The following is a 22,985-nucleotide window of genomic DNA, read 5'->3' on the forward strand; positions in this document are numbered from 1 at the left end:
CCGCCATCCCCCCCCCACCCCCCCCCCCCCCTCCCCCCCCCCCCCCCCCCCCCCGCTCCTACGAGAAGGTGGGCAACGCCAATCGACGGCTAGCTGCCTTTCATCCGTCGATAGAAGCGCTTCCAGCCATTGCGGATGCCGCTGACCCAATGCGGTTCCCTGGTCTGGGCGGCTTCCTCGGCGCTGGGGGCGACGCCTGCCAGGCGCAGGCGCATCTTCTGGAAATTGGCGACATCGCTGCGACGCAGCTGGTGCGAGATCGGATTGCGGCGCAGCCAGCGCGGGAAACGCATCGCCGAGGTGAAGTCGATCAACACCGGCACGCCGGCGCTGACCACCACGTTGGTGCCGTGCAGGTCGTTGTGGGTGATGCCGGCCGAGTGCAGCTTGCGCAGCGCGCTCTGCAATTGCTGGAACACATCCTGGCCGACCGCGGCGCTGGCGCTGAGGGTGTCGCCGGGGATGAATTCCATGCCGACCGCCAGGCCGCCGAGCGTGCCGAGCAGGGCGGGGGCGTGCTTCCAGCCGGCCAGCCGGCGCAGCATCCTGGCTTCGTGGCGCACCATCAGGCGCGCGATCGGCGCCAGCGGTGTCCATTTGTAGCGGCTGTAGTCCTTCACCACCGCGATCTGGCCGTTGAGGTGGGTGCGGTAGACGTTGGGTTCCAGCAGGCGGGTGCCCTGCTTGAGGAGGACGGTAGCGTCGGGGGACGCGGCGGAATGGGCGTGGGGGATGCTGTTCAAGGGTGGTTCTCTCCAATGCACCCGGGCCGGGGTTCGTCACGGCCTGGGTCGGTGCGCGGTCCAATGCGGAGGGCGCCGGAGAATTTTAAAACTCGCCAGTCTTGAAATTAAGAATGTTAAAAAAATGAAATGTTCCGCGTCTGGAACGATAGGCGCTTGCCTGTTGGTCAGCGGCTGGAAACAGCCGCACTGCGACCGGCCAGGACCGCCAGTGCCAGCCCGGCCGCCACGCAGCTCAGTGCCACCGGCAGGCTGCTGGCATGGGCGAGGAAGCCGATCGCGGCCGGTCCGGCCAGCGAGCCGGAGTAGCCCATCGTCGAGATCGCCGCGACCGCGGCCTGAGTGTTGCCGGCGGACTGGCGTCCGGCGGCGGAGAACACGATCGGGGCGATGTTGGCCGAGCCCAGCCCGACCAGCGCGTAACCGGCCAGGGCCGCCAGCGCAGACGGCGACCACACCGCCAGCGCCATGCCGGTCACCGCGACGGCGGTGCCGACCGCCAGCAACCGGGCCGGTCCGTAGCGGACCACCCAGGCATCGCCGCGGAAACGTCCGATCGTCATCGCCACCGCGAATACCGCAAACCCCATGCCGGCGTGCGCAGTGGGCACGTTCTGCAGACGATTGAGCGCGACCGCGCTCCAGTCGAGCATCGCGCCTTCGCTCAGGAAGGTGGCAAAGCACATCGCACCGAGCAACAGCAGCCGGCCATGCGGCCAGCGCCAGCCGGCCCCGGCATCGCCGCCTTCGCCCAGAAAGTGGCGGGCGAATCCGGCCAGTCCGATCAGCACCACCACGACCAGCGCCAGCACCGCCAGCCAGGGCGGTGTGCCAGCCCACAGCAGCGCTGCAATGCCGCCGGCCCCGGCAATGCAGCCAACGCTGAAACAGCCGTGGAAGCCGGACATCAACGCGCGACCACCGCCGCGTTCCACCAGCACCGCATGCAGGTTGATCGCCACGTCCATGCTGCCCAGGCAGGCGCCGTAGACGAGCAGCAATGGCACCAGCGAGGTGTAGTCGGGTGCGACCGCCAGCCACGGCAACACCGCGCAGCAGACCAGCGCGACCGTGACGATCAGGCGGCGGCAGCCGAACCGCGCCGCGGCCAGGCCGGCCAGCGGCATCGCCACGATCGAGCCGACGCCCAGCGCCAGCATCAGCAGGCCGAGTTCGGCCTCGCCGGCGTGCAGGCGGTCGCGGGCGTAGGGCACCAGCGGCGCCCACGCCGAGAGGCCGGCGCCGGCGATGAAGAAGCTGGCGCGGGTGGCGGCTTCGCGTCGGCGCTGGATCGTTGCGGGATCAGGCATCGTCAGAACCGGCGAGGGCCCGGTTTCCCGGGCCCTCGTCGTTGGATCACTCGCCCAGCGCCTTGGCGACGAACGGCGGCGCCACGCTGACGCCGGTGTGCAGGTGCGCGGTGTAATAGAGCGTCTCGAACGGCTTGGCCTGTGCATCGGCCTCGCGGAAACCGAAGCCGAAGCCGGCCTGCTTGCTGGCCACGGTCACGCTCCACCAGCCGGTCGGATAGCACGGCTGCGGGAACGGCAGGGTCTTGAACGACTGGAAGCCGGCCTTGCCCATTTCGGCACGCATGTCCTTGATGAGATCCAGCAGCGCCAGCGGCGACTCGGACTGCTGCACCAGCAGGCCGTCGTCCTTCAGTGCGCGGAAGCAGCTTGCGAAGAATGCCTTGTTGAACAGGCCTTCGGCCGGGCCGACCGGGTCGGTGGAATCGACGATCACCACGTCGACGCTGCCCGGTTCGCAGTTGGCCATGTAGGCCACGCCGTCATCGAACAGCAGCTCGGCGCGCGCGTCGCCATTGGATTCGCACAGCTCGGGGAAATACTTCTCCGACATCCGCGTGACCTGCTCGTCGATGTCGCACTGGGTGGCCTTCTCCACGCCCGGGTGCTTGAGCACCTCGCGCAGGGTGCCGCAGTCGCCACCGCCGATGATCACCACGCGCTTGGGCGCCGGGTGGGTGAACAGCACCGGGTGGCTGATCATCTCGTGGTAGAAGAAGTTGTCCTTGCTGGTCAGCATCATCGCGCCATCGATGACCATCAGCTTGCCCCAGTCGGTGCTGTCGTAGATCTCGATCTTCTGGAACGGCGACTGCACCTCGTCCAGCTTGCCGGTGATGCGGAAACCAATCGCCGAGCCGGTCGGCTGGAAGTGTTCGATGTACCAGGTGTCGTGGGTGGTCATGGGGGTTCCTGAAGTGGTCGGGCTTTCCTTCTCCACCGGGAGAAGGTGGCGCAAAGCGCCGGATGGGGCGGGCGAAGCCTCGCGCAGTCAGGCAGCGCAAGGCCTCGCCCCCGAATCCCTCACCCCCGACGCCACTCCGGAAGGGAGCGGTGCCTGGATATCCCGGCGGGAGGGTTCGAAGCGGCGCGCATTGTAACGGCCGTGGATGACGGCTGCTTGTAGAATGCGCGTCCCCCGTTTTCCGCTGGACTTCCGCCGATGACCTGGTCCGCCGACCAAGCCCGCAAGACCTACTCGATCCCGCACTGGGCCGATGGGTATTTCGATGTGAACGCCGCCGGGCACGTGGTGGTCAGTCCGACCGGCGCCGGTGGCCCGGCAGTGTCGCTGCCGGAGGTGGTCGATGCCGCGCGCGCGGCCGGGGCCAAGCTGCCGCTGCTGGTGCGCTTCCCGGACATCCTCGGGCAGCGCCTGGGCAAGCTGCAGTCGGCCTTCGCCCAGGCCCAGGCCGATTGGGACTACGCCGGCGGCTACACCGCGGTCTACCCGATCAAGGTCAACCAGCACCGTGGCGTGGCCGGCACCCTGGCCAGCCACCACGGCGAGGGCTTCGGCCTGGAGGCCGGCAGCAAGCCGGAGCTGATGGCGGTGCTGGCGCTGTCGCGCCCGGGCGGGCTGATCGTCTGCAATGGCTACAAGGACCGCGAGTACATCCGGCTGGCGCTGATCGGCCGCAAGCTCGGCCTGCAGACCTTCATCGTCATCGAGAAGCCCTCCGAGCTGAAGCTGGTGCTGGAGGAAGCCAAGGCGCTGGACGTGCTGCCCGGCCTGGGCGTGCGCATGCGGCTGGCCTCGCTGGGCGCCGGCAAGTGGCAGAACAGCGGCGGTGACAAGGCCAAGTTCGGGCTGTCGCCGCGCCAGGTGCTGGACCTGTGGAAGAGCCTGCGCGATACCGAGTACGCGCAGTGCCTGAACCTGCTGCACTTCCACATGGGCTCGCAGATTTCCAACGTGCGCGACATCGCCAACGGCATGCGCGAGGCGACCCGTTACTTCGTCGAGCTGTCCAAGCTGGGCGCGACGATCAGCCATGTCGACGTCGGCGGCGGCCTGGGTATCGATTACGAAGGCACCCGTTCGCGCAGCTACTGCTCGATCAACTACGGCCTGAACGCCTACGCCAGCAACATCGTGCAGCCGCTGGCCAATGCCTGCGAGGAACACGGGCTGACGCCGCCGCGCATCGTCACCGAGTGCGGCCGCGCGATGACCGCGCACCACGCGGTGCTGATCGCCAACGTCTCGGAAGTGGAGCAGGCGCCGGAAGGCCGCGTGCCCGACGCGCATGACGACGAGCCGGCGGCGATCCGCCACCTGCGCGAGATCCATGACGAACTCGACGTGCGCCCGGCGGTGGAGTTGTTCCAGGAGGCGCAGCACTTCCATGCCGAAGGCCTGAGTGCCTACGCGCTGGGACAGATCGACCTGACCCACCGCGCGCGCATCGACGACTTGTTCTACGCGATCGCCCATAGCGTGCGTGCGCGTTTGAGCCATGAGGAAAAGAGCCATCGTCCGGTGCTGGACGAGTTGAACGAGCGGCTGGTCGACAAGTATTTCGTCAATTTCAGCGTGTTCGAGTCGATCCCGGATGTGTGGGCGATCGATCAGGTGTTCCCGATCGTGCCGATCGAGCGTCTGGACGAAGTGCCGGACCGCCGTGGCGTGATCTGCGACATGACCTGCGATTCGGACGGCATGGTCAAGACTTACGTCGAGAACGAGAGCCTGGATTCGTCGCTGCCGCTGCACGCGCTGCGGCATGGCGAGAGTTATCGGATCGGCTTTTTCCTGGTCGGTGCTTACCAGGAAATTCTTGGCGACATCCACAACCTGTTCGGCGATACCGATGCGGTGGAAGTGGTGGTGGAAGGTGGGGATTACCGGATCGCCCAGCAGCGTCGTGGCGATACCACCGATGTGATGCTGGATTACGTGGGTTATCGGTTGGACGAGTTGCGTGCGGCCTATGCGGGGCGTGTGGCGGCGGCGCAGTTGCCGGAGGCGCGTGCGCGGGAGATTGCGGAGGCGTTGGAGGCGGGTTTGACGGGGTATACGTATTTGTCGGATGAGCCGTTGGTTTGAGTGTGCCTTGGGCGCGTTCATCTGATCTAGCGGTTGTCGTCCCCGCGCAGAGCCTGCCCCCGCGAAGCGCTTTTCAGCAGCCGCATGGCTGATCAGGCGGGGGCGGGGAGCCAGTGACTTTCGCGCTATCTCTCTGCCGTCGCGCCATCTATCTACCGTCGTCCCCGCGTAGGCGGGGACCCAGCGACTTCCGCGCCATCTCTCTATCGTCATCCCCGCGAACGCGGGGATCCATGGACGTTGCTTCTAGGTTTGAAGTTGCAGTGACGGCAACAGCAACAGCAACAGCAACAGCCAAGGCTTTCGCTCCTTCGGAGCGAGTCACCTTTCTTTGCTCGTGCAAAGAAACGTAACCCAAAGAAACACGCCCCAGTCCTCGCGCCCTTCGCTGCGCTACGGGTGCACTGCGCCAGCGGGATTTTCTGACGCGGCATCCATGCCGCGGCAGAAAACGACGTGCATCCATGCACGTCGCCCTTCGGGTTTTTCCCGCTGGCTCCGTCGCTGCGGATGGGGGCCCCGAAAGAGCCAGGAGCAACTGCAAAAGCGAAAGCAAGAGCAAAATCACGGGCAACGGCAACGGCAACGGCAACGGCAACGGCAACGGCCGTGCGTGGCTTTGAATGTCTTTCGGTCTGGAGCGGGTGAACGGGAGGCGATTACGAGGATGGTTCTGGGGGAGAGTCTCGTGAGCTGCTTGCTGGGCCGAAAGTTGTGGTTCCTGAGCGGTGCGCGGGATGAGGTGTCGCTGTCCGAAGCATCCGCTCCGGATGTCCGTCATGCCGCTGTCGGAATCTGCCCCAGCGCGCTGTCCGCAAGCCGTTCATCGACCGCCTGCCGGATCAACTCGGCCAGATGGGCGATGACCGGCGCGTTCGAGGTCTGGTGCAGCTGCAGCTTGATCGATCCCAATGCCGGCAACCCGGTGGCGGTGGCTTGCAGGGCATGCAGTCCGGGCGGCAGGCATAGCGGGGTGCGCAGGCCGATGCCCAGGCCGGCTTCGATGGCGGCCCATACGCCGGCCAGGCTGGCGCTGCTGAAGGCGATTCGCCATGAGATGCCGGCGCGGTCCAGGGCTTCGATCGCGGTGGTGCGCAGCGGGCAGGGGGCGTCGAGCATCGCCAGGGGCACCGGTGACGCGGTTTCGCTGGGTTGCCAGGCTGATTGCGAGCCGGCGATCCAGCACATCGGCACGTCCGCCAGTACGCGGGAATCGATCTGCGCGGCGGTGGCGGTGGCGTCGCTCCATGCCAGCACCAGGTCGAACCGGCCGGCGGCCAGACCTTCGTGCAGGGCGGCGCTGCGTCCGATCTGCGCTTCGACCTGCAGGCGCGGGTGCGCACGCGCGAAGCGGCCGAGTACGGCCGGCAACAGTTGTTCGCCGAATTCGGCTTGGAGCCCCAGCCGCACCTGCCCTTGCCAGCGTGGGCCGGCCAGGGCTTCCACGGCTTCGTCGTTGAGCGCCAGCAGGCGCCGTGCATAACCGAGCAGGGTTTCGCCGGCCGGTGTCAGTGTCAGGCCGCGTCCCTGGCGGACCAGCAGCGGCACGCCGGCCTGCTGTTCGAGCTTTTTCAGCTGCGCGCTGACCGCCGAGGTCGAGCGGTTCAGGCGTTCGGCCGCGCGCGCGAAGCTGCCCAGTGCCACGCCGGTGGCGAAGCTGCGCAGGGCGTCCAGGTCGAGGGTGGTGTCGCGCATCAATCGTTCCGATTATCGGGATGGTTGATATTGAATTATCCGTTTTACCGGATGGTTGGCCAGATCTATCGTGAGCGCACCTTCCCCGCGGTTCACTTCCCCATGTCTGATATCGAATCCAACCCGACGCTGGAAAACCTGCGGGCTCATGCCCCGGCATTCGTCGAGCTGAGCGAGCGGGTGCTGTTCGGGGAAGTCTGGCAACGCCCGGGCCTGTCACCGCGCGATCGCAGCCTGATCACCGTGGCGGCGTTGGTCGCGCTCGGGCGTGGCGCGCAGTTGCCGTTCCATCTCGCGCTTGCCGAGCGCAATGGGCTTGCCCGCGCCGAGTTGATCGAAGCGATCACTCATCTGGCCTTCTACGCCGGCTGGCCGGTGGCCGCGTCGGCGTTGCAGGCGGTCGCGGCCGGTACCGAGGCGCGTTGAGCCGCTCCTTTCTTCCTTTCGATTACGGAGAACGACCATGCCACTGATTCAGATCGACCTGCGCCACACCACGCCCGAACGCATCCATGCGATCCAGGAAGGCGTCTACCTGGCGCTGCGCGAGACTTTCGAGGTCCCGGAGAACGACCGCTTCGTGGTGGTGAACCAGCACGAGGCGGGAGAGTTCTTCTACGACCCTGGCTATCTCGGCATCCAGCGCAGCGATGAGCTGGTGTTCGTGCGCATCACCTGCTCGTCCTCGCGCGGCGTCACCCAGAAGAAGGCGCTGTACAAGCGCATTGTCGAGCGACTCGTGCAGTCGCCGGGGCTGCGTGCGGAGGATGTGTTCATCAATCTGGTGGAGACCTCACGCGAGAACTGGTCGTTCGGTCTGGGCGAGGCGCAGTACACCTGAAGCGCCGCGTCGATGATCAGAACCGGTACTGCGCGCCCAGTGTGATGCTGCGTGCGGCGCCCTCGGCAATCCACGGCGTGGCAGCGACCGAGCTGGTGTAGTAGCGGCGGTCGAACAGGTTGTCGACATCCAGGCTCAACCGCAGCCGCGCGTCGATGCGCCAGTACGCGACCAGCTTGGCGACCGTGTAGGCCGGCAGTTCGAACGGTGCCGTGCCGGTGTCGTGCTGCGCTTGCGTGTAGGCCTCGCCCAGGCGTTTGCCGGTGTGGGTGAGGCCGCCACCGAGGCCGATACGCATGCCGTTGCCGAGGATCTGTTCGCGCACGGCAAGCACGCTGGCGTTCAATTTCGGCACGTTGATCAGCGAGCCGCCGACGTACAGCGTGTTGTCCTCCAGCACTTCGACATCGGTCCAGGCGAAGCTGGCGTTGAGACGCCAGTGCTCGCCGAGCTGGCCGGACAGGTCGCCTTCGATGCCGCGGCTGCGTACGCGTCCGGCGGCGATCTGGTTGCCGGCATTGGCCGGGTCGCCGGTCAGCACGTTGCGTTTGACGATGTCGAACAGCGCCACGGTGCCGCCGAGGCGGCCGTCGAGGGCTTCCCACTTGCCGCCCAGTTCGTAGGCGCGTCCGGTTTCCGGGGCCGGCGCGCTGGCGGTGCCGGTGCCGTACCAGACGTCGGAGGCATTGTTGGGCCGGAACGAGGCACCGGCGTTGAGATAGGCCGACCAGTGGCGGCCCGGCGCGTAGCTCAGGCCGATGCGCGGGCTGGTGCGCGAGGGCGATTGGGCGAAGCGTCCGCCGCTGCGGTTGTCCTCGAGAACTTGGCGATGGCGGTCGTGACGCAGCCCGAGCAGCAGCGTCCAGTCCTGGCTGAAGCTGATCGCGTCCTGCAGGTAGAGTGCTGCGCCGCGCTGGGTTTCGTGGGTGTCGACGAACGGCGTCGGCGTCGGCGGTATCTGGCCGTAGATCGGCGTGAACAGGTCCAGCGCATACGGCGCTGCTCGGTTCGGGCGGACGCGCAAGGTCAACTGGTCGAGCGTGTAGTCGAAGCCGGAGACGCCGAGCAAGACGTCATGACGAAGTACATCACCGCCGAGTTCGCCGCGCAGTTCCGCCTGCAGCGCGCGGTCCTGCGAGGCGTAGTGGCGATAGCGACGTTGCCGCCACAGCGTGCGGTCGTCGGCCTGGACGGCGCTCGGCTCGGTCGAAAAACCACGCAGATCGCTGGTGCGGTAGGACGCGGCGGCGCGCAGGCTCCAGCGTTCGTTGAGGCCGTGATCGAGCACCAGCTGGTGGTTGCGGTTGTCCACGACGATGTCGCCATCGCCCGGTTCGCCGAGGAAGCGGGTGCGCGGCACCACGCCCAGGCGTCCGTCGATGGCGACCGTGCCGCGATCCAGCGGTGTGCGATGGCGCAGCCATTCGCCGTCGTAGTCCAGCGTGGTCGCTTCACCGATCCGCCAGCTGAAAGCCGGTGCGACGAAGGTGCGGTGGGTCTGGATGAAGTCGCGCACGGCGTGCCGATCCTCGATGGCGACGTTGAGGCGATAGGCGAACGATTCGCCGAGCGGGCCGGTGGTATCGGCGGCGATTCGATACGCATCGTGAGTGCCGGCGTAGGCCTCCAGCGCGGTCGCGCGCTGCCATTGCGGACGCTTGGTGACGATGTTGAGCGTGCCGCCGGGTTCGCTGGCGCCGTACAGCGCGGCGGCCGGGCCTTTCAGGAATTCGATGCGCTCGATGTTGGCGGTGTCGCGCGGCGCGTTGTAGCCACGGTTGCCGGCCAGGCCGTTGAGCAGGGTCGCGCTGCCGGTGTTCTCGTTGCCGGGCAGGCCGCGCACCGCGAAGTTGTCCCACAGCCCGCCGAAGTTGTTCTGGCGCGAGATCCCGCCGACGTAGTCCAGCGTCGCATCCAGCCGCGTTGCGCCCAGATCGTCGATGAGCTGGCGCGGCAGCACCCGTACCGACTGCGGCAGCCGTCGCAGCGCGAGGTGGGTCTTGCTCGCCAGCGTTTCGTCGGCGACGTAGCTGCCGTCGTCGCGGCGACCGACGACCTGGATCGCGTCCAGGTCGACCGGGTCGGTCGATGGTTCCGCAGATCGAACGTCATCGGGGGCGAGCAGGGCAGCGGAGCAGAGCAACAGCGCATGGGAGCGACGGTGGGGGGAAAGCGGCATCGGGAGGTGGCTTGTTAAGATATGTTATAAAATATCATTAATGCGACAGATGATTTCAATGCCTGCCTCGACCGCACCTTCTTCCCGACTGGCTTCCATCGACCTGCTGCGTGGCGGCGTGATGCTGCTGATGCTGCTCGACCACGTGCGCGAGACGTTCTATCTGCATCAGCAGGTGTCCGATCCGATGGACGTGGCCACGGTATCGCCGGCGCTGTACCTGAGCCGGGTGTTGGCGCATCTGTGTGCGCCGGTGTTCGTGCTGCTGACCGGACTTTCGGCGTGGTTGTACGGCCAGCGTCATGCCGATCCCCGGCGCGCCGCCGCCGTGTTCCTGGCCAAGCGCGGACTGTTCCTGGTGCTGCTGGAGATCACCCTGGTCAGCTTCGGCTGGAGCTTCGAGTTCCCGCCGCAGACGCTGTATCTGCAGGTCATCTGGGCGATCGGCCTGAGCATGCTGGCGTTGTCGGTGCTGCTGTGGCTGCCGCGTCCGCTGCTGGCGCTGGTCGGTATCGTGCTGGTGGCCGGGCACAACCTGCTCGACGGCGTGCGTGTCGAAGGCAATGGCGCGTGGGCGATCCTCTGGAAGGTGTTGCACCAGCGTGACTGGATCGTGTTGTCCGACGGATTCCGCCTGCGCACCTCGTACCCGCTGCTGCCGTGGATCGGCGTGATCGCGCTCGGCTATGTGATCGCGCCTTGGTACGGCGGTCTGGATACACGCACGCGCCAGCGTCGTCTGCTCGGCGTCGGTCTGGGCGCGCTGGTGGCATTCGGGTTGTTGCGACTCTGGAATGGCTACGGCGACCATCCCTGGATCGCCTTCGCCGATCCACTGCACACCGCGATGAGCTTCTTCAACGTGACCAAGTACCCGCCGTCACTGTTGTTCCTGCTGCTCACGCTCGGCATCGCGTTGCTGCTGCTGCGCGCGTTCGAATGGCCGCCGCTGCAACGCCAGCGCTGGCTGGTGCTGTTCGGCGCTGCACCGATGTTCTTCTACCTGTTGCACCTGTACGTGCTGCGGCTGATGCAGCTCGGCGCGCAGGCCGCGTGGGGTGCCAATCACGGCGGCCACTACGGTTTCGATGGCGTCGCGCCGTTGTGGATATGCACGTTGCTGCTGGCGGTGGCGCTGTACTGGCCGGTGCGTAGGTTCGCTGAGTTCAAGGCGCGCCGCCGCGACTTGGCTTGGCTGAGGTATCTGTAGTTTCGTGTGATTGCAGGCATGTAGGCGCGTGCGAGTCCCGGCACAATGGGGCCTCCCTCCCATTTGCCACCTCCATGCGTCTTCCCGGCCTCGATCTGCTGCGCGCCATCGCCATCGTCTGGGTGATGCTGTTCCACACCTATCTGATCGGCGGGCTCGGGCCGGACTGGGCTTGGTTGGAGCGGTTCGGCTGGATGGGCGTGGACCTGTTCTTCGCGCTCAGCGGCTTTCTGATCGGGCGGCAGGTGCTGGCACCGCTGGCGCGTGGCGAGCGATTGGACTTCGGCGATTTCTACCTGCGCCGCGCGCTGCGCATCCTGCCGGCGTTGTGGGTGGTGCTGGCGCTGTACCTGGCGTTCCCACTGCTGCGCGAGCGGCCCGGGCTGGAGCCGTGGTGGAAGTTCGTGACCTTCCTGTTCAACCTGACTGTCGACTACCGCAACCCGGCGTTCTCGCAGTTCTGGTCGCTGTGCGTGGAGGAGCATTTCTATCTGCTGTTCCCGACCCTGGCGGTGCTGCTGGTGCCGCGGCTGCGTACGCGTGGTTTTCTCATTCTGTGCGTGGCGATTGTGGTCGCCGGGGTGTTGCTGCGTGGCGGCATCTGGATCGCCGATACCAAGGCGCAGCAGCTCGGTGCGCCGGAGCGCAACTGGTTCATCGAGGACATCTATTACCCGACCTGGAACCGGCTCGACGGCCTGCTCGCCGGGGTGATGCTGGCGGCGTTGCAGGTGTTCCGTCCTGACGCGTGGCAGCACTGGCAGCGGCGCGCCGATGCGGTGCTGGTGGCCGGGCTCGGCCTGGTCGGATTGGCGATGTGGCTGTTCCGCGAGCGCGCCGGCCTGACCGGCAATGCGTTCGGCTGGCCGGTGCTGTCGGCCGGGATGGCGATGCTGGTGTTCGCTGGCGCGGGGCGTAGCAGCGTGATCGGCCGCTGGCACGTGCCCGGTGCGGGTTGGTTGGCGCTGACGAGCTACAGCCTGTACCTGATCCACAAGATCGTCTTCGGCCTGGTCGATCGCGGGTTCGGCCCGGCGCTGGAAGGGCATGCCCTGCTGGCGATCGCCGCCTACGCCACGGCGACCCTGCTGGGCGGCGCGCTGCTGCATTACGCGGTGGAGCGGCCAGGGCTGCGGTTGCGCACGTACTGGCAGCGTCGGCGTGCGGCGCTGCCGGTCGCGGCCTGAGTTGGCTGCCAGTCTTCACGAAGCCGGTGGCGTATCGACGTCGGCTTCGACCAGTTCCAGCCAGCGCTGCATCACCGCCTCCAGGCCGAGATAGCGGTTGCCCTGCCAGGCGCTGGCGAGCACGTTGCCGTCGCGATCGAGCAGCACCAGATTCGGCGGTGCGTTGCCGGCGAGCCGACGCAGCGCCGGGATCCGCTCGATGCGGCGATAGTCGATCGCCGGCCACGGCATGCCCTGCTGGCGCATGTAGCGGCGCATCTGCGCTTCGGATGGGTCCTGGCTGACGTACACGACCTCGGTGTCGGCGCCGGCCGCGCGTAGCGCGTCACGCGTGCGCACCAGCGTCGGCGCGAACGCGTGGCAGGGCGCGCACCAGTCGGCGCCGAAGTAGAGCGCGACAACTTTCGGCTGGCGCTGCCAGTGGAACGGGCGGGTGTGCTCGGCTTCGACACTCACCAGCGCGGCGCTGATCTCCTCGCGCAGTTGCGGTCCTTGTTGCGCCGCTGCGGTTGGCGTAACCAGCCCCAGCAGCACCGCGAACAGTGGAAGCCGCGCGAGCATGCTCAGAACGCGTAGCGCAGGTTGAGGTACCACGAGCGTGCGAAACGCGGCCCGTAGACGTAGTCGCTGTCGCGCTCGGCACCGGTTTCAAGATCCTTCTGGCGCTGGTCGAACAGGTTCTTCACGCCGAACGAAACCGCGGCCTCGCGCGTGCCTTCGCTGCCGAGGTGGACGTGCCACATCGTGCCGATGTCGGTGTTCCAGAACTGCGGGGTGCGCTTCAGTTCGCCGAGGCGGTTGTTCAGCGCCTGCATGTGGCCGGTGTACTTGCTGCCGATAAAGGCCTGGAATGTTTCCGATGGCTGCCAGGTGACCTGCGCCAGCCCGCTCCAGCGCGGTGTCTTGAGATAGTCGCGATCGGCGATTACCAGGTCGCCATCGTCATAGAGCGTCTGCGCCTCATCGTAACGCGAGCGATACCAGGACACGCCAGCGCTCAGTCGCCATTGCGCAGCCGGCTGCCACGCCAGATTGCTCTCGAAGCCGGCGACCGTGGAGCCGGACGCATTGCGGCGCACCTGATACAGGTTGCCATCGGCGTCGGTCTGGATCCCGCCGAGCACGAAGGTGTCGCGCAGGCGCGTGTAGGAGACGGTGGCATCCCAGTTCCAGCGCGGATCGGCCGGGTCCGAGCGCCAGTCGAAGCCGAGCATCGCGGTGACCGCTTTCTCCTCCGACAGCCCGTCGGCATTGCGCACGCGTACCTGCGCGGCGCCGAGTGTCTCCACGTGCACGTCTTCGACGAAGATTTCCGGCGCGCGGAAGCCGGTGGAAACACCGGCCCGCCATTTCAGCGTCGGGCTGGCCTGCCAGGCCACTGCGATGCGCGGTGAGAACACCGGCTTGTCCAGCTCTGAACTCTTGTCCAGACGCGCGCCGAGCACCAGATCCACGTCCTCACTCACCGCCCACTCGTCCTGCACGAAGCCGCCGAGGTTGCTGAAGCTGGCATCGCTCAGCGTGCGCAGGCGGGTGCCGGCGGCGTCGAGGTTGTAGTCGCGCAGGCGCTCGTACTTGTACTGCAGGCCGAACGCCAGCGCATGCGCGCCGAGCCGCCAGTTGAACTGGCTGTCCAGGTACTGCAATGGGTTCTCGGTGTAGCCGTACTGGTCGTAGGACACCGACGCCGCGCTGCCGGGGATGTTGGGATCGAGCTGCGCCGGATCGTAAGCGGGATCATGCGGATCGGTGACGACCTCGCCCAGCCCGCCGTAGAAACTGTCGCGGTCGATGTCGGCGAACGAGTAGCCGATGCGGAAATCGGCATCGTCGCTGACCACCTGCTCCCAGCTCAGCCCGCCACGCTGGTAGCGCGTGTGCAGCGACTCGGCGATGTTGGCCAGGTACTCGGGCTGGTCCAGGCGATTGCCGCCGCGTCGGTCCTCGGCGGTGTACTGGTAGTCGGCGCGCAGCCGGGTGCCGGCGGTGGGCGTGTACCACAGCTGGAAACCGCCGACGCGCAGATCCTTGCGGGTGATCTCGGTGTAGCCGTCGTGGTTGTAGTCGATGCCGTCGTCCTTGGCCTTGCGCGCTGCCACCGACAGCCCGAAGCGATCGTCGGCGCCGACCAGATCCAGGCGACCGTCCGTGCTCCATTGCGGCTCGCCCTTGAGCACGTCCACGCCGGTCTGCAGGTAGCCACCGTTACGCACCGGCTGTTCGGAAATCAGATTGACCACGCCAGCCACCGCGCCGGGGCCGTACAGCGCCGAGCCGCCACCCTTGACCACCTCGATGCGTTCGATGAACGCGGCCGGGATCTGCTCCAGCCCGTACACGCCGCCGAGCGTGGACAGCAGCGGCGTGCCGTCGAACAGCAACTGGTTGTAGGCACCAGGCAGACCGAGCAACTGCACCTCGGAGGTGTTGCAGTTCTGGCAGTTGCTCTCCACGCGCAGGCCGTTGATCAGCTCGGCGGCCTGCGAGAAATCGGTGGCGGCACGCAGCGCCATGTCCTCGCGACGCAGCACCTCGGTGCGCACCGGCACGTCCGAAAGCAGGCGCTCGGTACGGGTGGCGGTGCTGACGCGCACGTCGACCCGGTCCAGCTGCACGGCGCGCTGCTGCTCATCGCTGATCTCGGCCAGGGCCGGGGGCGTGGCCGAGATCGCCGCCAGCGCGGCGCATAACCGCAGCCTGGGGAGCGCGGACAGGGAGGGTTTGAGCAGCATCAAGGTCATGACATGTCCGGCTTGGAGATGAATTGTTATAAAGTAACAATAAGGGCAGGGGAGGCAAGAGGCCTGCCGCGGCGCACGGGGATTGATCCGGCGAATTGCTTGAAATTAGCAAATGCTATATTTAACAGCAAGTGCTAATAAGTGCCCGGGACACCGCACGAACGTGCGATATCCGAACAGCGGTATGGAGGGGCCGGTGAGGCTGGAAGATCGGAGCCGGGTTGTACTTCGCCGATCGACGCACGTCGCCGGCGACGACGCATCGAGCACGCCGCACCGATGTAGAGCACGAAGAAGGACGACATCGTAGATGCCGCTTTCGATTCGATGCGCGATCACGTCATCGAAGTGCATCACCTGATCGATGATCGACGTTCGTGATGATGTGACGGTCACGTGATGAAGCGTCGATATCGAATATCGCGACTGACGATCCAATCAATCTTCGAATCGATGCATCGCACGCGCTCGGCACCATGCCGTGATGTGATGGGCGCGTGATGAAAACAGCGTTGTCATGCGTCGACATCGCAATCGAAATGCATCTGTTTTCCCCGCGAAAGGCGCGTGAATTTGCGCATGCATGTGTTTTCGATTGCCACAGTGCGCAGTTCGAATGTGCGGCGTGACCAATCAAATCGTGACTGCAATCGCGACCTCGAATGCAATTCGATGCGGATGAGTTTTTTTTCCGGAAATGCATATCGCAACTTGCGACGACGTGATTCGATGCTGTGGACCCGCTATCGAAAACTTGGGTGGCGAGCGTGCTCCCGTCTCGATCGCATGCATATGCGCATCGGGCATGGAGGCAGCAGGATGCTCTGGGGAATGGGCGTGAACGTTTTATTCGTAACAGTGCCTCGCGGCGCTGGAGCCCATTGCTGACGATGTCATTCCGTTCGTGCATGTCTTACCAGGGATCGATCAGGCGTGCGATGCGCATCGCAGGGTGATGCGTGTGCCGCGCCTGGAGCGGGTTGACCTCCCCCGCCCAACTTGAAGGACGCACCCCCATGAACGGAGCTACCCGTGCTTCTCTGCCTCTGACGACGGCCCAGCGCGGGCTCTGGGTCGGGCAGAAGATCAATCCGGCTACCTCGCTGAAGATGGCCGAGGCGCTCGAACTGTTCGGGCCGATCGATGCCGATGTGCTGCTGCGTGCTTCGCATCACGTGGCCGATGAGTTCGACAACATCCGCGTGCGTATCGTCGAGGACCAAGGCGTGCCCCGGCAGATCATCGATCCCGAGTATCTGCACGCATTTCCGTATCTGGATCTGTCCGAGCAACCGGCGCCGCGTGCCGCCGCCGAGCGCTGGATCGCCGAGGATCTGGCGCGCACCGACGATCTTGAAGAAGGACCGCTGTGGACCTGCGCGCTGTTCCGTCTCGGCGAGGAACACTATCTGTGGGTGCAGGTGGTCAACCATCTGGTCGTCGATGGCTACGCCGGCGGCATGGTGGCGCAGCGTCTGGCCGAGGTGTACAGCGCGCTGGCGGCCAATACCGAACCCTCGCCGCGCAGTGCGCTGCCGATGGCGGGCCTGGTCGAACTGGAAGAGGCCTATCGCGCCTCGGATCGCAGTCGCCGTGATCGTGAATACTGGATCAAGCAGCTGGCCGATCCGCCGCCGGCGGTGACGCTCGCGCGCAAGCAGGATTTCACCAAGGGGGGACTGCTGCGCGGCACCGGGCATCTGTCCAGCGAGCAGGTGGAAGGGTTGCGCGCGCTTGGACGCGCGCACGGCGCGAGCCTGCCGCAGGTATTGATCGCGCTGGTCGGTGCGTACTACCACCGTCTGGTGGGTGCGGATGACCTGATCTTCGGCATGCCGGTCACCGGCCGCGTCAACGCGCAGTACCGCAATACGCCGGGCATGGTCGCCAACGCGGTGTTCATCCGTCTGGCGATGAAGGCCGATGAGCCGTTCCACGCATTGTTCGGGCAGGTTGCCTCGGTGGTGCGGCAGTCGCTGCGGCACCAGCAGTATCGTTACGAGGACATCCGCCGCGATCTCGGTCTGGTCGGATATGACCAGCAACTGGCGCGATTGGCGGTCAACGTGGAAGCGTTCGACTATGTGCTGGACTTCGGCGGCACCCGCGCGGTGCCGCACAACATGTCCAACGGCTCGGCCGAGGACCTGACCATCTTCTTCTACGAGCGCGGCAATGGCGATCCGCTGCGTTTCGACCTGGATGCCAATCCCGGGCTTTACGAACGCAGCGAGATCGACGCGCATTGCCAGCGTCTGGTGCGACTGGCCGCCGCGGTGCTGGAGGACGCCAACCAGCCGCTCGGCGCGATCGAGCTGCTGGACGCGGACGAGCGCCAGCGCCTGCTGCACGACTGGAACGACACCGCCGCGCCGCTGCCGGAAGCGGCCACGCTGCTGCATCTGTTCGAGCAGCAGGTCGCCGCCGATCCGGATTCGATCGCGGTGCAGGACGGCGATCGCAGCTTGACCCGGCGTGAGCTGTACGAACGCAGCGGGCTTCTGGCCGCGCAATGGATCACCGATGGCGTGCGCCCCGGCGATGTGGTCGCGGTCATGCTGCCGCGTGGCGAGTCGCTGCTGACATCGTTGCTGGCGGTGATGTGGACCGGCGCCACCTACCTGCCGCTGGATCCGGACGGCCCGGTCGAGCGCAATCGCCGGATGCTGAGTGATGCCGATGCCGTCGCACTGGTCTGCGAGCCTTCGCTGCGCACGCAGTACGCACTGGGAGGCATCGTGTCGCTGGAGCTGAACAGTGATGTGCAGGTCATGCCGGCGATACGCGCCGTGCCGGACGGCACCGCCTACGTGCTCTACACCTCCGGTTCGACCGGAACACCGAAGGGCGTGGAGGTCGGCCATCGCGGGCTGGCCAACTTCCTGCTGTCGATGCGCGAGGACCTGGCACTCGGCGCCGACGATCGCGTGCTGGCGCTGACCACGATCACCTTCGACATCGCCGGACTGGAGCTGTACCTGCCGCTGTTGACCAACGCGCGCACGGTGATCGCCGGTTCCACGATGGCGCACGATCCGCGCGCGCTGGCGCGCCTGCTGGCACGCGAGCAGATCAGCCTGGTGCAGGCGACGCCATCGTTGTGGCGGATCCTGCTCGCCAACGAGGATGCCGACCTGAGCGCGATCCACGCGCTGGTCGGCGGCGAGGCACTGAGCGGCGAACTCGCCACCCGGCTGCTGCAACGCGCGGCGCGCGTCACCCAGCTCTACGGGCCGACCGAGACCACCATCTGGTCGACGATCATGCCGCTGCAGGCGATCGATGCGGACGCGCCACCGATCGGCCGGCCGCTGCGCAACACCTCGCTGTACGTGCTCGATGCCGCCGGCAGCCTGTTGCCGCCCGGCGCCGTTGGCGAGCTGTACATCGGCGGTGCCGGCGTGGCCAGGGGTTATCGGCGTCGGCCGGAGCTGACCCACTCGCGCTTCCTGCCGGATCCGTTCCGTGCGGAGGGGCGCATGTATCGCACCGGCGACCTGGTGCGCTGGCGCGAGGACGGCGTGCTCGAATTCGTCGGCCGTGCCGATGGCCAGCTCAAGATCCGCGGTCATCGGGTCGAGCCGGGCGAAGTGGAAAGCGTGCTGCTGCGGCATTCGCAACTGGCGGCCGCGCTGGTGGTCGGGCACGCCGACGGGCAGGGCGCGCAGCAATTGGTGGCCTACGTGGTCGGCAAGGCGGGCGTGGTCCCGGGCGCCGAGGCATTGCGTGCGCATCTGCAGGGCGAATTGCCGAGCTACATGGTGCCGTCGGTGTTCGTATCGATGCCGGCGCTGCCGCTGACCCCCAACGGCAAGCTCGATCGCAAGGCGCTGCCGCCGCCGGAGCGCGAGGTGCGCGTGCATGTCGCGCCGCGCGACGCGCTGGAGCAGCAGCTGGCGTCGTTGTGGCAATCGCTGCTCGGCGTGGAGCGTGTCGGCATCCACGACAACTTCTTCGAACTGGGTGGCGACTCGCTGACCGCCGCCGAACTGCTGGCGCAGTTTCCCAACCGGTTCGGCGTCGATCTGCCGCTGGGCAGCCTGTTCCACGCCTCCACCGTCGCCGGCCTGGCCGCGGTGATGCGGCGTGCGGAAGGACCGCAGGGCGATCCGCTCGCGCACATGCTGAAGCTGCGTGGTGGCGAAGCGGGGCGCGCGCCGCTGTTCTGCATCCACCCGGTGGTCGGTCTGGGCTGGTCGTATCTCACCCTGCTCGGTGCGCTCGACGCGCGCTGGCCGGTGTACGCGCTGCAATCGCCGGCGCTGCGCGCGGTCGACACGTTGCCGGAGCGGATCGAGGACATCGCCGCCGACTATCTCGCCAGGATCCGCAGCGTGCAGCCACACGGTCCTTATCACCTGCTCGGCTGGTCGCTGGGCGGATTGATCGCGCACGCCATCGCCACCGCCTTGCAGGCCGAAGGCGAGGAAGTGGAGTTGCTGGCGATGCTCGATGCCTATCCGCACCTGGATCGCACCGAAACCCTGGACGAAACCCAGCGTGTGCAGGCCGCGGTGCGCTTCCTCGGGCTGAGCCCGGCGCCAGGACAGCCGCTGCCGGCCACGACCGCGCAGATGGCCGAGCTGGTCTGCGAACACTACGGGCTGATGTCGTTGCCGCTGGTGCGGCAGTTGCTGGAACGCGAGCCGCAGTTGCTGGACAACATCGGTGCGCTGACCCACCGCCATCTGGATCTGGCGCGCAGTTATCGTCCGGCGCGATTGGATGTCGATCTGTTGTTCGTCGAGGCCGCGGTGCGGCCGCAGATCGATCTGTCGGGAGCGATGGACTATCGCCCCGACGCCTGGCGCGATCGCGTACGTTCGCTGACCAGCCACGCCATCGACAGCGATCACCAGTCGATGCTCGGGCCGCAACACGCCACCGCGATCGCCACCTTGTTGCAGGACCACCTCGGTCGCCGTCGGCAGAAGGAGGCGGTCGTGGTCGAACCGACCGCGGACGTGGTCGACGAGGATGTGACCTATGCATGAGCCCGCCGCCACGCATCGGCGTGAGGGACCGGTGGTCATCATCACCCTGGGCACCCAGGGTGACATCCGGCCGCTGCTCGCGCTCGCGCGCGGGCTGCAGGCGCAGGGTCACGCGGTGCGGATCCTCACCAGCGCCAACTTCGCCGGCATGATCGCCGCGCATGGCGTCGAGTTCCGTCCGCTCAGCGGCGACTTCCAGGCATTGCTGGGCGGTGATCGCAGCATCGCCGAGCGTGGCCTGAACATGCTGGCGATGCTGCGTGTGTTCCGCACGCAGATGTCGGCCTGGGCGCAGGACTGGGCCGAGCAGGGCCGCGACGCCTGTGCCGATGCCAGCCTGATCCTCGGTACCGGCAGCGGCAGTCTGCTCGCCGCCGCCCTGGGCGAGGCGTACTCGATCCCGGTCGCGTTCGCACAACTGCAGCCGCTGAGCGCCTCACGCGAAATGCCGCCGCCGGTGCTGGCTGGCAAGCGCCTGCCGGGACTGTTGAACCTCGGCAGCTATCAGCTGCTGCGTCTGCTGGCCTGGGAAGCGATGCGTCCGGCGATCAACCAGAGCGTGCGACCACCGCTGGGATTGCGTCCGTACCCGTGGTACGGACCGTACTTCACCCGTCCCGAACAGATGCGGGTGCTGTACGGATACAGCGAACAGGTGTTGCCGCGGCCTTCGGACTGGCCGGCCTCGGTGCAGGTCTGCGGCTACTGGCAACTGCGCGACGCGCATTGGCAGCCACCTGCGGCATTGCAGGCGTTCCTCGAGGCGGGCGAGCCGCCGGTCTACGTCGGCTTCGGCAGCATGACCAGCAGTGATGCGGCGGCGCTGACCGCCGTGGTGACCGAGGCGGTGCGCGCTTGCGGTGCGCGCGTGGTGTTGGCCAGCGGTTGGGGCGGGTTGGCGAGCGATGGTGTAGCGGATGGCGATGCGCGAGTCCTGCATATCGACCATGCGCCGCACGATTGGCTGTTTCCGCGCATGGCGGCGGCGGTACACCATGGCGGTGCTGGTACCACTGGTGCGGCGGCGACTGCGGGGATTCCTTCGGTGGTGGTGCCGTTCTACGGCGACCAGCCGTTCTGGGCGCATTGTCTGGCACAACGTGGTGTTGCACCGCCGGCGCTGAAGCGCAGCTCGCTGGATGCGCCGACATTGGCAGCGGCGTTGCGCCAGGCGTTGCAGCCGGGCATGCGCGAAACGGCGCGCGAACTCGGTGAGCGCATTCGTGCCGAGGACGGTGTTGCGACTGCGATCGCGCAGTTGCAGTGCTGGAATCTGTTGCCGGTGCGGCAGCGGAAGGTGGAGCCGGAGTTGGCCGAGGCGTGATGTTGGGTTGCGGGTTCCGCCGTCCATTCACTGTGAAGTGTTTTTCGACGGACGAAATGTTGATCGGGTGGGAATTTGGGGGCGTTTATGTCATCTCTCCACCGTCGTCCCCGCGTAGGCGGGGACCCAGTGACTTCCGCACCATCCGTCAGTCTTCAGCCATCTTTCTATCGTCATCCCCGCGAAAGCGGGAAGCGCTTTTCAGCAGCCGAAGGCTGATCATCCATGGACGTTCGTGCAGGTGGCAGTGAACTCGTAGAGCGGGGCTCGCTCCGCTGCTCCTGCGTTTGATTTGCTGTTGAAGGCAACAGCAGCTTCAACTTCAACAGCAAAGGCTTTCGCTCCTTCGGAGCGAGTCACCTTTCTTTGCTCGTGCAAAGAAACGTAACCCAAAGAAAGCACGCCCCAGTCCTCGCGCCCTCCGCTGCGCTACGGGTCCACTCCGCCAACGGGATTTTCTGACGCGGCATCCATGCCGCGGCAGAAAACGACGCACATCCATGTGCGTCGCCCTTCGGGTTTTTCCCGCTGGCTCCGTCGCTGCGGATGGGGGCCCCGGAAAAGCGAAGAGCAACAGCAAAGGCAAAATCACGAGCAGCAGCAAGATCAACAGCAAGATCAACAGCAACAGCCGAATCCTGCTGCTTTGCTTGCTGTCAGGGATGAGGTTCCAGGCGACGCAGGAAGGAAAGTCGGGTTCGGATGTGACGGCGCCGCATCGGCACGGTTGATGACGCGGCTTACTCGTTGAGACCGAAGTGCCTGATCAGCAGATCAATCACGCTACGCAACTTGGCCGTGGGCCGGCTGTCCTGTGCGTAGAGCAGATGCATTGGCGTGGGCCGGTACGACCATGCCGGCAAGACTTGCTGCAAGCGGCCTGCGGCGATGTCGTCGGCCAGCAGCATTTCGGGATGCAGCACGATACCGGCCCCATGCACGGCGGCATTGCGCAGGGCGCTGCCGTCGTTGGCGCTGAAGCGGCCACTGACCGGTACGGTGCACAGTTGGCCATCCGGCCCGACCAGATGCCATTGGTCGTGGTGCCGCCAGTACGACAGGCCAAGGCAACTGTGGGCCTGTAATTGTTCCGGGTGTTCTGGCTGCCCATGCAAGGCTAGATAGCCGGGTGCTGCGGCGAGGATTCTGCGGTAGGGGCGCAGTGGTCGCGCCACCAATCCGGTGTCGTTGATCTCACCGATGTGCAGCCCCAGTTCGTAACCTTCGTTGATCAGGTCGGGCGCGCGATTGTCCAGCGTCAGCTCGACATTGACTTCGGGATGGCTGGCCAGATAGTCGGTCAATACCGGCACCAGGCTGTGGCTGCCAAAGCTCACCGGCGCGACCAGGCGAATCAGCCCCCGCGGACTGGCCTGTAGTTCAGAAGCACTGGCATCGGCCAGCTCCACTTCGGACAGCACGCGCTTGCAGCGTTCGTAATAGAGCCGGCCCACTTCGGTCAGCTGCTGTCGGCGCGTGGTGCGGTGGAGCAGACGGGCGCCGAGCCGTTCTTCCGTGGTGCGGATGTACTTGGCCACCATCGTCGCAGAGATGCTGCTGGCAGCAGCAGCGGCAGTGAAATTGCCGCTTTCCACCACGCGGACAAACATCGTCATGCTGGCCAGCTTGTCCATGATTAACAACCTGGTGGTTTGAAATGGGTGGAATTATTGCGCGTTTATTCGCCTGCGGGGCCGGATGACACTGTGGGC

The 22,985-nt window shown here is 66.3% G+C and carries 16 protein-coding genes; 8 read left to right on the forward strand and 8 right to left on the reverse strand.

The genetic code is table 11. From position 1 onward, the window contains the following. Positions 1-89 precede the first annotated feature (89 nt). The 3 genes from AC3WJE_RS13200 to speE all read right to left on the reverse strand — a co-directional run bounded on the left by AC3WJE_RS13200 (position 90) and on the right by speE (position 2,957). On the reverse strand, positions 90-743 hold the full coding sequence (locus AC3WJE_RS13200; RefSeq protein WP_493731266.1) for an RIO1 family regulatory kinase/ATPase domain-containing protein: 654 nt from the start codon (positions 741-743) through the stop codon (positions 90-92). A gap of 167 nt (positions 744-910) precedes the next feature. After that, entirely contained in the window at positions 911-2,053 is a 1,143-nt protein-coding gene (locus tag AC3WJE_RS13205; RefSeq protein WP_493731267.1) for an MFS transporter, read from the reverse strand. A 46-nt stretch (positions 2,054-2,099) separates the two neighbouring features. Then, positions 2,100-2,957, reverse strand: a complete 858-nt coding sequence (gene speE / locus AC3WJE_RS13210; RefSeq protein WP_493731268.1) for a polyamine aminopropyltransferase — start codon at positions 2,955-2,957, stop codon at positions 2,100-2,102. Between the two features lie 258 nt (positions 2,958-3,215). On the opposite strand from speE, the gene speA reads away from it, so the two are divergent. Continuing rightward, positions 3,216-5,102, forward strand: coding sequence for an arginine decarboxylase (speA, locus tag AC3WJE_RS13215; protein ID WP_493731269.1), 1,887 nt, complete (start codon positions 3,216-3,218; stop codon positions 5,100-5,102). Between the two features lie 777 nt (positions 5,103-5,879). Here the strand turns inward: speA and AC3WJE_RS13220 are convergent. Next, the gene (locus AC3WJE_RS13220; protein ID WP_493731270.1) at positions 5,880-6,797 is read right to left on the reverse strand and encodes a LysR substrate-binding domain-containing protein; all 918 of its coding nucleotides are present in this window, start codon (positions 6,795-6,797) and stop codon (positions 5,880-5,882) included. Positions 6,798-6,899: 102 nt separating this feature from the next. Between AC3WJE_RS13220 and AC3WJE_RS13225 the strand changes: the two genes are divergently transcribed. Next, positions 6,900-7,223: a carboxymuconolactone decarboxylase family protein gene (locus tag AC3WJE_RS13225; protein ID WP_493731271.1), complete on the forward strand. Its 324-nt coding sequence runs from the start codon at positions 6,900-6,902 to the stop codon at positions 7,221-7,223. Positions 7,224-7,260: 37 nt separating this feature from the next. After that, the gene (locus AC3WJE_RS13230) at positions 7,261-7,638 is read left to right on the forward strand and encodes a tautomerase family protein (protein ID WP_493731272.1); all 378 of its coding nucleotides are present in this window, start codon (positions 7,261-7,263) and stop codon (positions 7,636-7,638) included. A gap of 16 nt (positions 7,639-7,654) precedes the next feature. On the opposite strand, the gene AC3WJE_RS13235 is transcribed toward AC3WJE_RS13230, so the two are convergent. Continuing rightward, positions 7,655-9,817: a TonB-dependent siderophore receptor gene (locus AC3WJE_RS13235; RefSeq protein WP_493731273.1), complete on the reverse strand. Its 2,163-nt coding sequence runs from the start codon at positions 9,815-9,817 to the stop codon at positions 7,655-7,657. A gap of 58 nt (positions 9,818-9,875) precedes the next feature. On the opposite strand from AC3WJE_RS13235, the gene AC3WJE_RS13240 reads away from it, so the two are divergent. Together AC3WJE_RS13240 and AC3WJE_RS13245 are read left to right on the forward strand one after the other, a co-directional pair. Further along, a complete protein-coding gene (locus AC3WJE_RS13240) occupies positions 9,876-11,027 on the forward strand; it encodes an acetyltransferase domain-containing protein (protein ID WP_493731274.1) in 1,152 nt (383 codons plus the stop codon). Between the two features lie 74 nt (positions 11,028-11,101). After that, positions 11,102-12,214, forward strand: a complete 1,113-nt coding sequence (locus AC3WJE_RS13245; RefSeq protein WP_493731275.1) for an acyltransferase family protein — start codon at positions 11,102-11,104, stop codon at positions 12,212-12,214. A gap of 15 nt (positions 12,215-12,229) precedes the next feature. Here AC3WJE_RS13245 and AC3WJE_RS13250 read toward each other — a convergent pair whose 3' ends face one another. Both AC3WJE_RS13250 and AC3WJE_RS13255 read right to left on the reverse strand, forming a co-directional pair. After that, on the reverse strand, positions 12,230-12,775 hold the full coding sequence (locus AC3WJE_RS13250; protein ID WP_493731276.1) for a thioredoxin-like domain-containing protein: 546 nt from the start codon (positions 12,773-12,775) through the stop codon (positions 12,230-12,232). Between the two features lie 2 nt (positions 12,776-12,777). Then, complete coding sequence (locus AC3WJE_RS13255) at positions 12,778-14,955, reverse strand: TonB-dependent receptor plug domain-containing protein (protein ID WP_493731277.1); 2,178 nt, start codon at positions 14,953-14,955, stop codon at positions 12,778-12,780. Positions 14,956-15,971: 1,016 nt separating this feature from the next. Between AC3WJE_RS13255 and AC3WJE_RS13260 the strand changes: the two genes are divergently transcribed. The 3 genes from AC3WJE_RS13260 to AC3WJE_RS13270 all read left to right on the forward strand — a co-directional run bounded on the left by AC3WJE_RS13260 (position 15,972) and on the right by AC3WJE_RS13270 (position 22,004). Beyond that, positions 15,972-19,949 (forward strand): amino acid adenylation domain-containing protein, encoded by a 3,978-nt coding sequence (locus AC3WJE_RS13260; protein ID WP_493731278.1) that lies wholly within the window; start codon positions 15,972-15,974, stop codon positions 19,947-19,949. Beyond that, positions 19,942-21,273: a glycosyltransferase gene (locus tag AC3WJE_RS13265; RefSeq protein WP_493731279.1), complete on the forward strand. Its 1,332-nt coding sequence runs from the start codon at positions 19,942-19,944 to the stop codon at positions 21,271-21,273. Before AC3WJE_RS13260 ends, AC3WJE_RS13265 begins: the two co-directional genes overlap by 8 nt. 500 nt (positions 21,274-21,773) lie before the next feature. Next, on the forward strand, positions 21,774-22,004 hold the full coding sequence (locus AC3WJE_RS13270; protein ID WP_493731280.1) for a hypothetical protein: 231 nt from the start codon (positions 21,774-21,776) through the stop codon (positions 22,002-22,004). A 9-nt stretch (positions 22,005-22,013) separates the two neighbouring features. Here AC3WJE_RS13270 and AC3WJE_RS13275 read toward each other — a convergent pair whose 3' ends face one another. Then, positions 22,014-22,907 carry a LysR substrate-binding domain-containing protein gene (locus AC3WJE_RS13275; RefSeq protein ID WP_493731281.1) on the reverse strand — a complete coding sequence of 298 codons (894 nt, stop codon included), beginning with the start codon at positions 22,905-22,907 and terminating at the stop codon, positions 22,014-22,016. Between the last annotated feature and the right edge of the window lie 78 nt (positions 22,908-22,985).

The organism is Pseudomonas sp. GW821-FHT07E12 (genome assembly GCF_058986605.1).

Bases quoted from the DNA above. Each gene is read 5' to 3' on its own strand.
- AC3WJE_RS13205 (WP_493731267.1), bottom strand. From the start codon at position 2,053: ATGCCTGATCCCGCAACGATCCAGCGCCGACGCGAAGCCGCCACCCGC.
- speE (WP_493731268.1), bottom strand. From the start codon at position 2,957: ATGACCACCCACGACACCTGGTACATCGAACACTTCCAGCCGACCGGC.
- speA (WP_493731269.1), top strand. From the start codon at position 3,216: ATGACCTGGTCCGCCGACCAAGCCCGCAAGACCTACTCGATCCCGCAC.
- AC3WJE_RS13220 (WP_493731270.1), bottom strand. From the start codon at position 6,797: ATGCGCGACACCACCCTCGACCTGGACGCCCTGCGCAGCTTCGCCACC.
- AC3WJE_RS13225 (WP_493731271.1), top strand. From the start codon at position 6,900: ATGTCTGATATCGAATCCAACCCGACGCTGGAAAACCTGCGGGCTCAT.
- AC3WJE_RS13230 (WP_493731272.1), top strand. From the start codon at position 7,261: ATGCCACTGATTCAGATCGACCTGCGCCACACCACGCCCGAACGCATC.
- AC3WJE_RS13235 (WP_493731273.1), bottom strand. From the start codon at position 9,817: ATGCCGCTTTCCCCCCACCGTCGCTCCCATGCGCTGTTGCTCTGCTCC.
- AC3WJE_RS13240 (WP_493731274.1), top strand. From the start codon at position 9,876: ATGCCTGCCTCGACCGCACCTTCTTCCCGACTGGCTTCCATCGACCTG.
- AC3WJE_RS13245 (WP_493731275.1), top strand. From the start codon at position 11,102: ATGCGTCTTCCCGGCCTCGATCTGCTGCGCGCCATCGCCATCGTCTGG.
- AC3WJE_RS13250 (WP_493731276.1), bottom strand. From the start codon at position 12,775: ATGCTCGCGCGGCTTCCACTGTTCGCGGTGCTGCTGGGGCTGGTTACG.
- AC3WJE_RS13255 (WP_493731277.1), bottom strand. From the start codon at position 14,955: ATGACCTTGATGCTGCTCAAACCCTCCCTGTCCGCGCTCCCCAGGCTG.
- AC3WJE_RS13260 (WP_493731278.1), top strand. From the start codon at position 15,972: ATGAACGGAGCTACCCGTGCTTCTCTGCCTCTGACGACGGCCCAGCGC.
- AC3WJE_RS13265 (WP_493731279.1), top strand. From the start codon at position 19,942: ATGCATGAGCCCGCCGCCACGCATCGGCGTGAGGGACCGGTGGTCATC.
- AC3WJE_RS13270 (WP_493731280.1), top strand. From the start codon at position 21,774: ATGTGCGTCGCCCTTCGGGTTTTTCCCGCTGGCTCCGTCGCTGCGGAT.
- AC3WJE_RS13275 (WP_493731281.1), bottom strand. From the start codon at position 22,907: ATGGACAAGCTGGCCAGCATGACGATGTTTGTCCGCGTGGTGGAAAGC.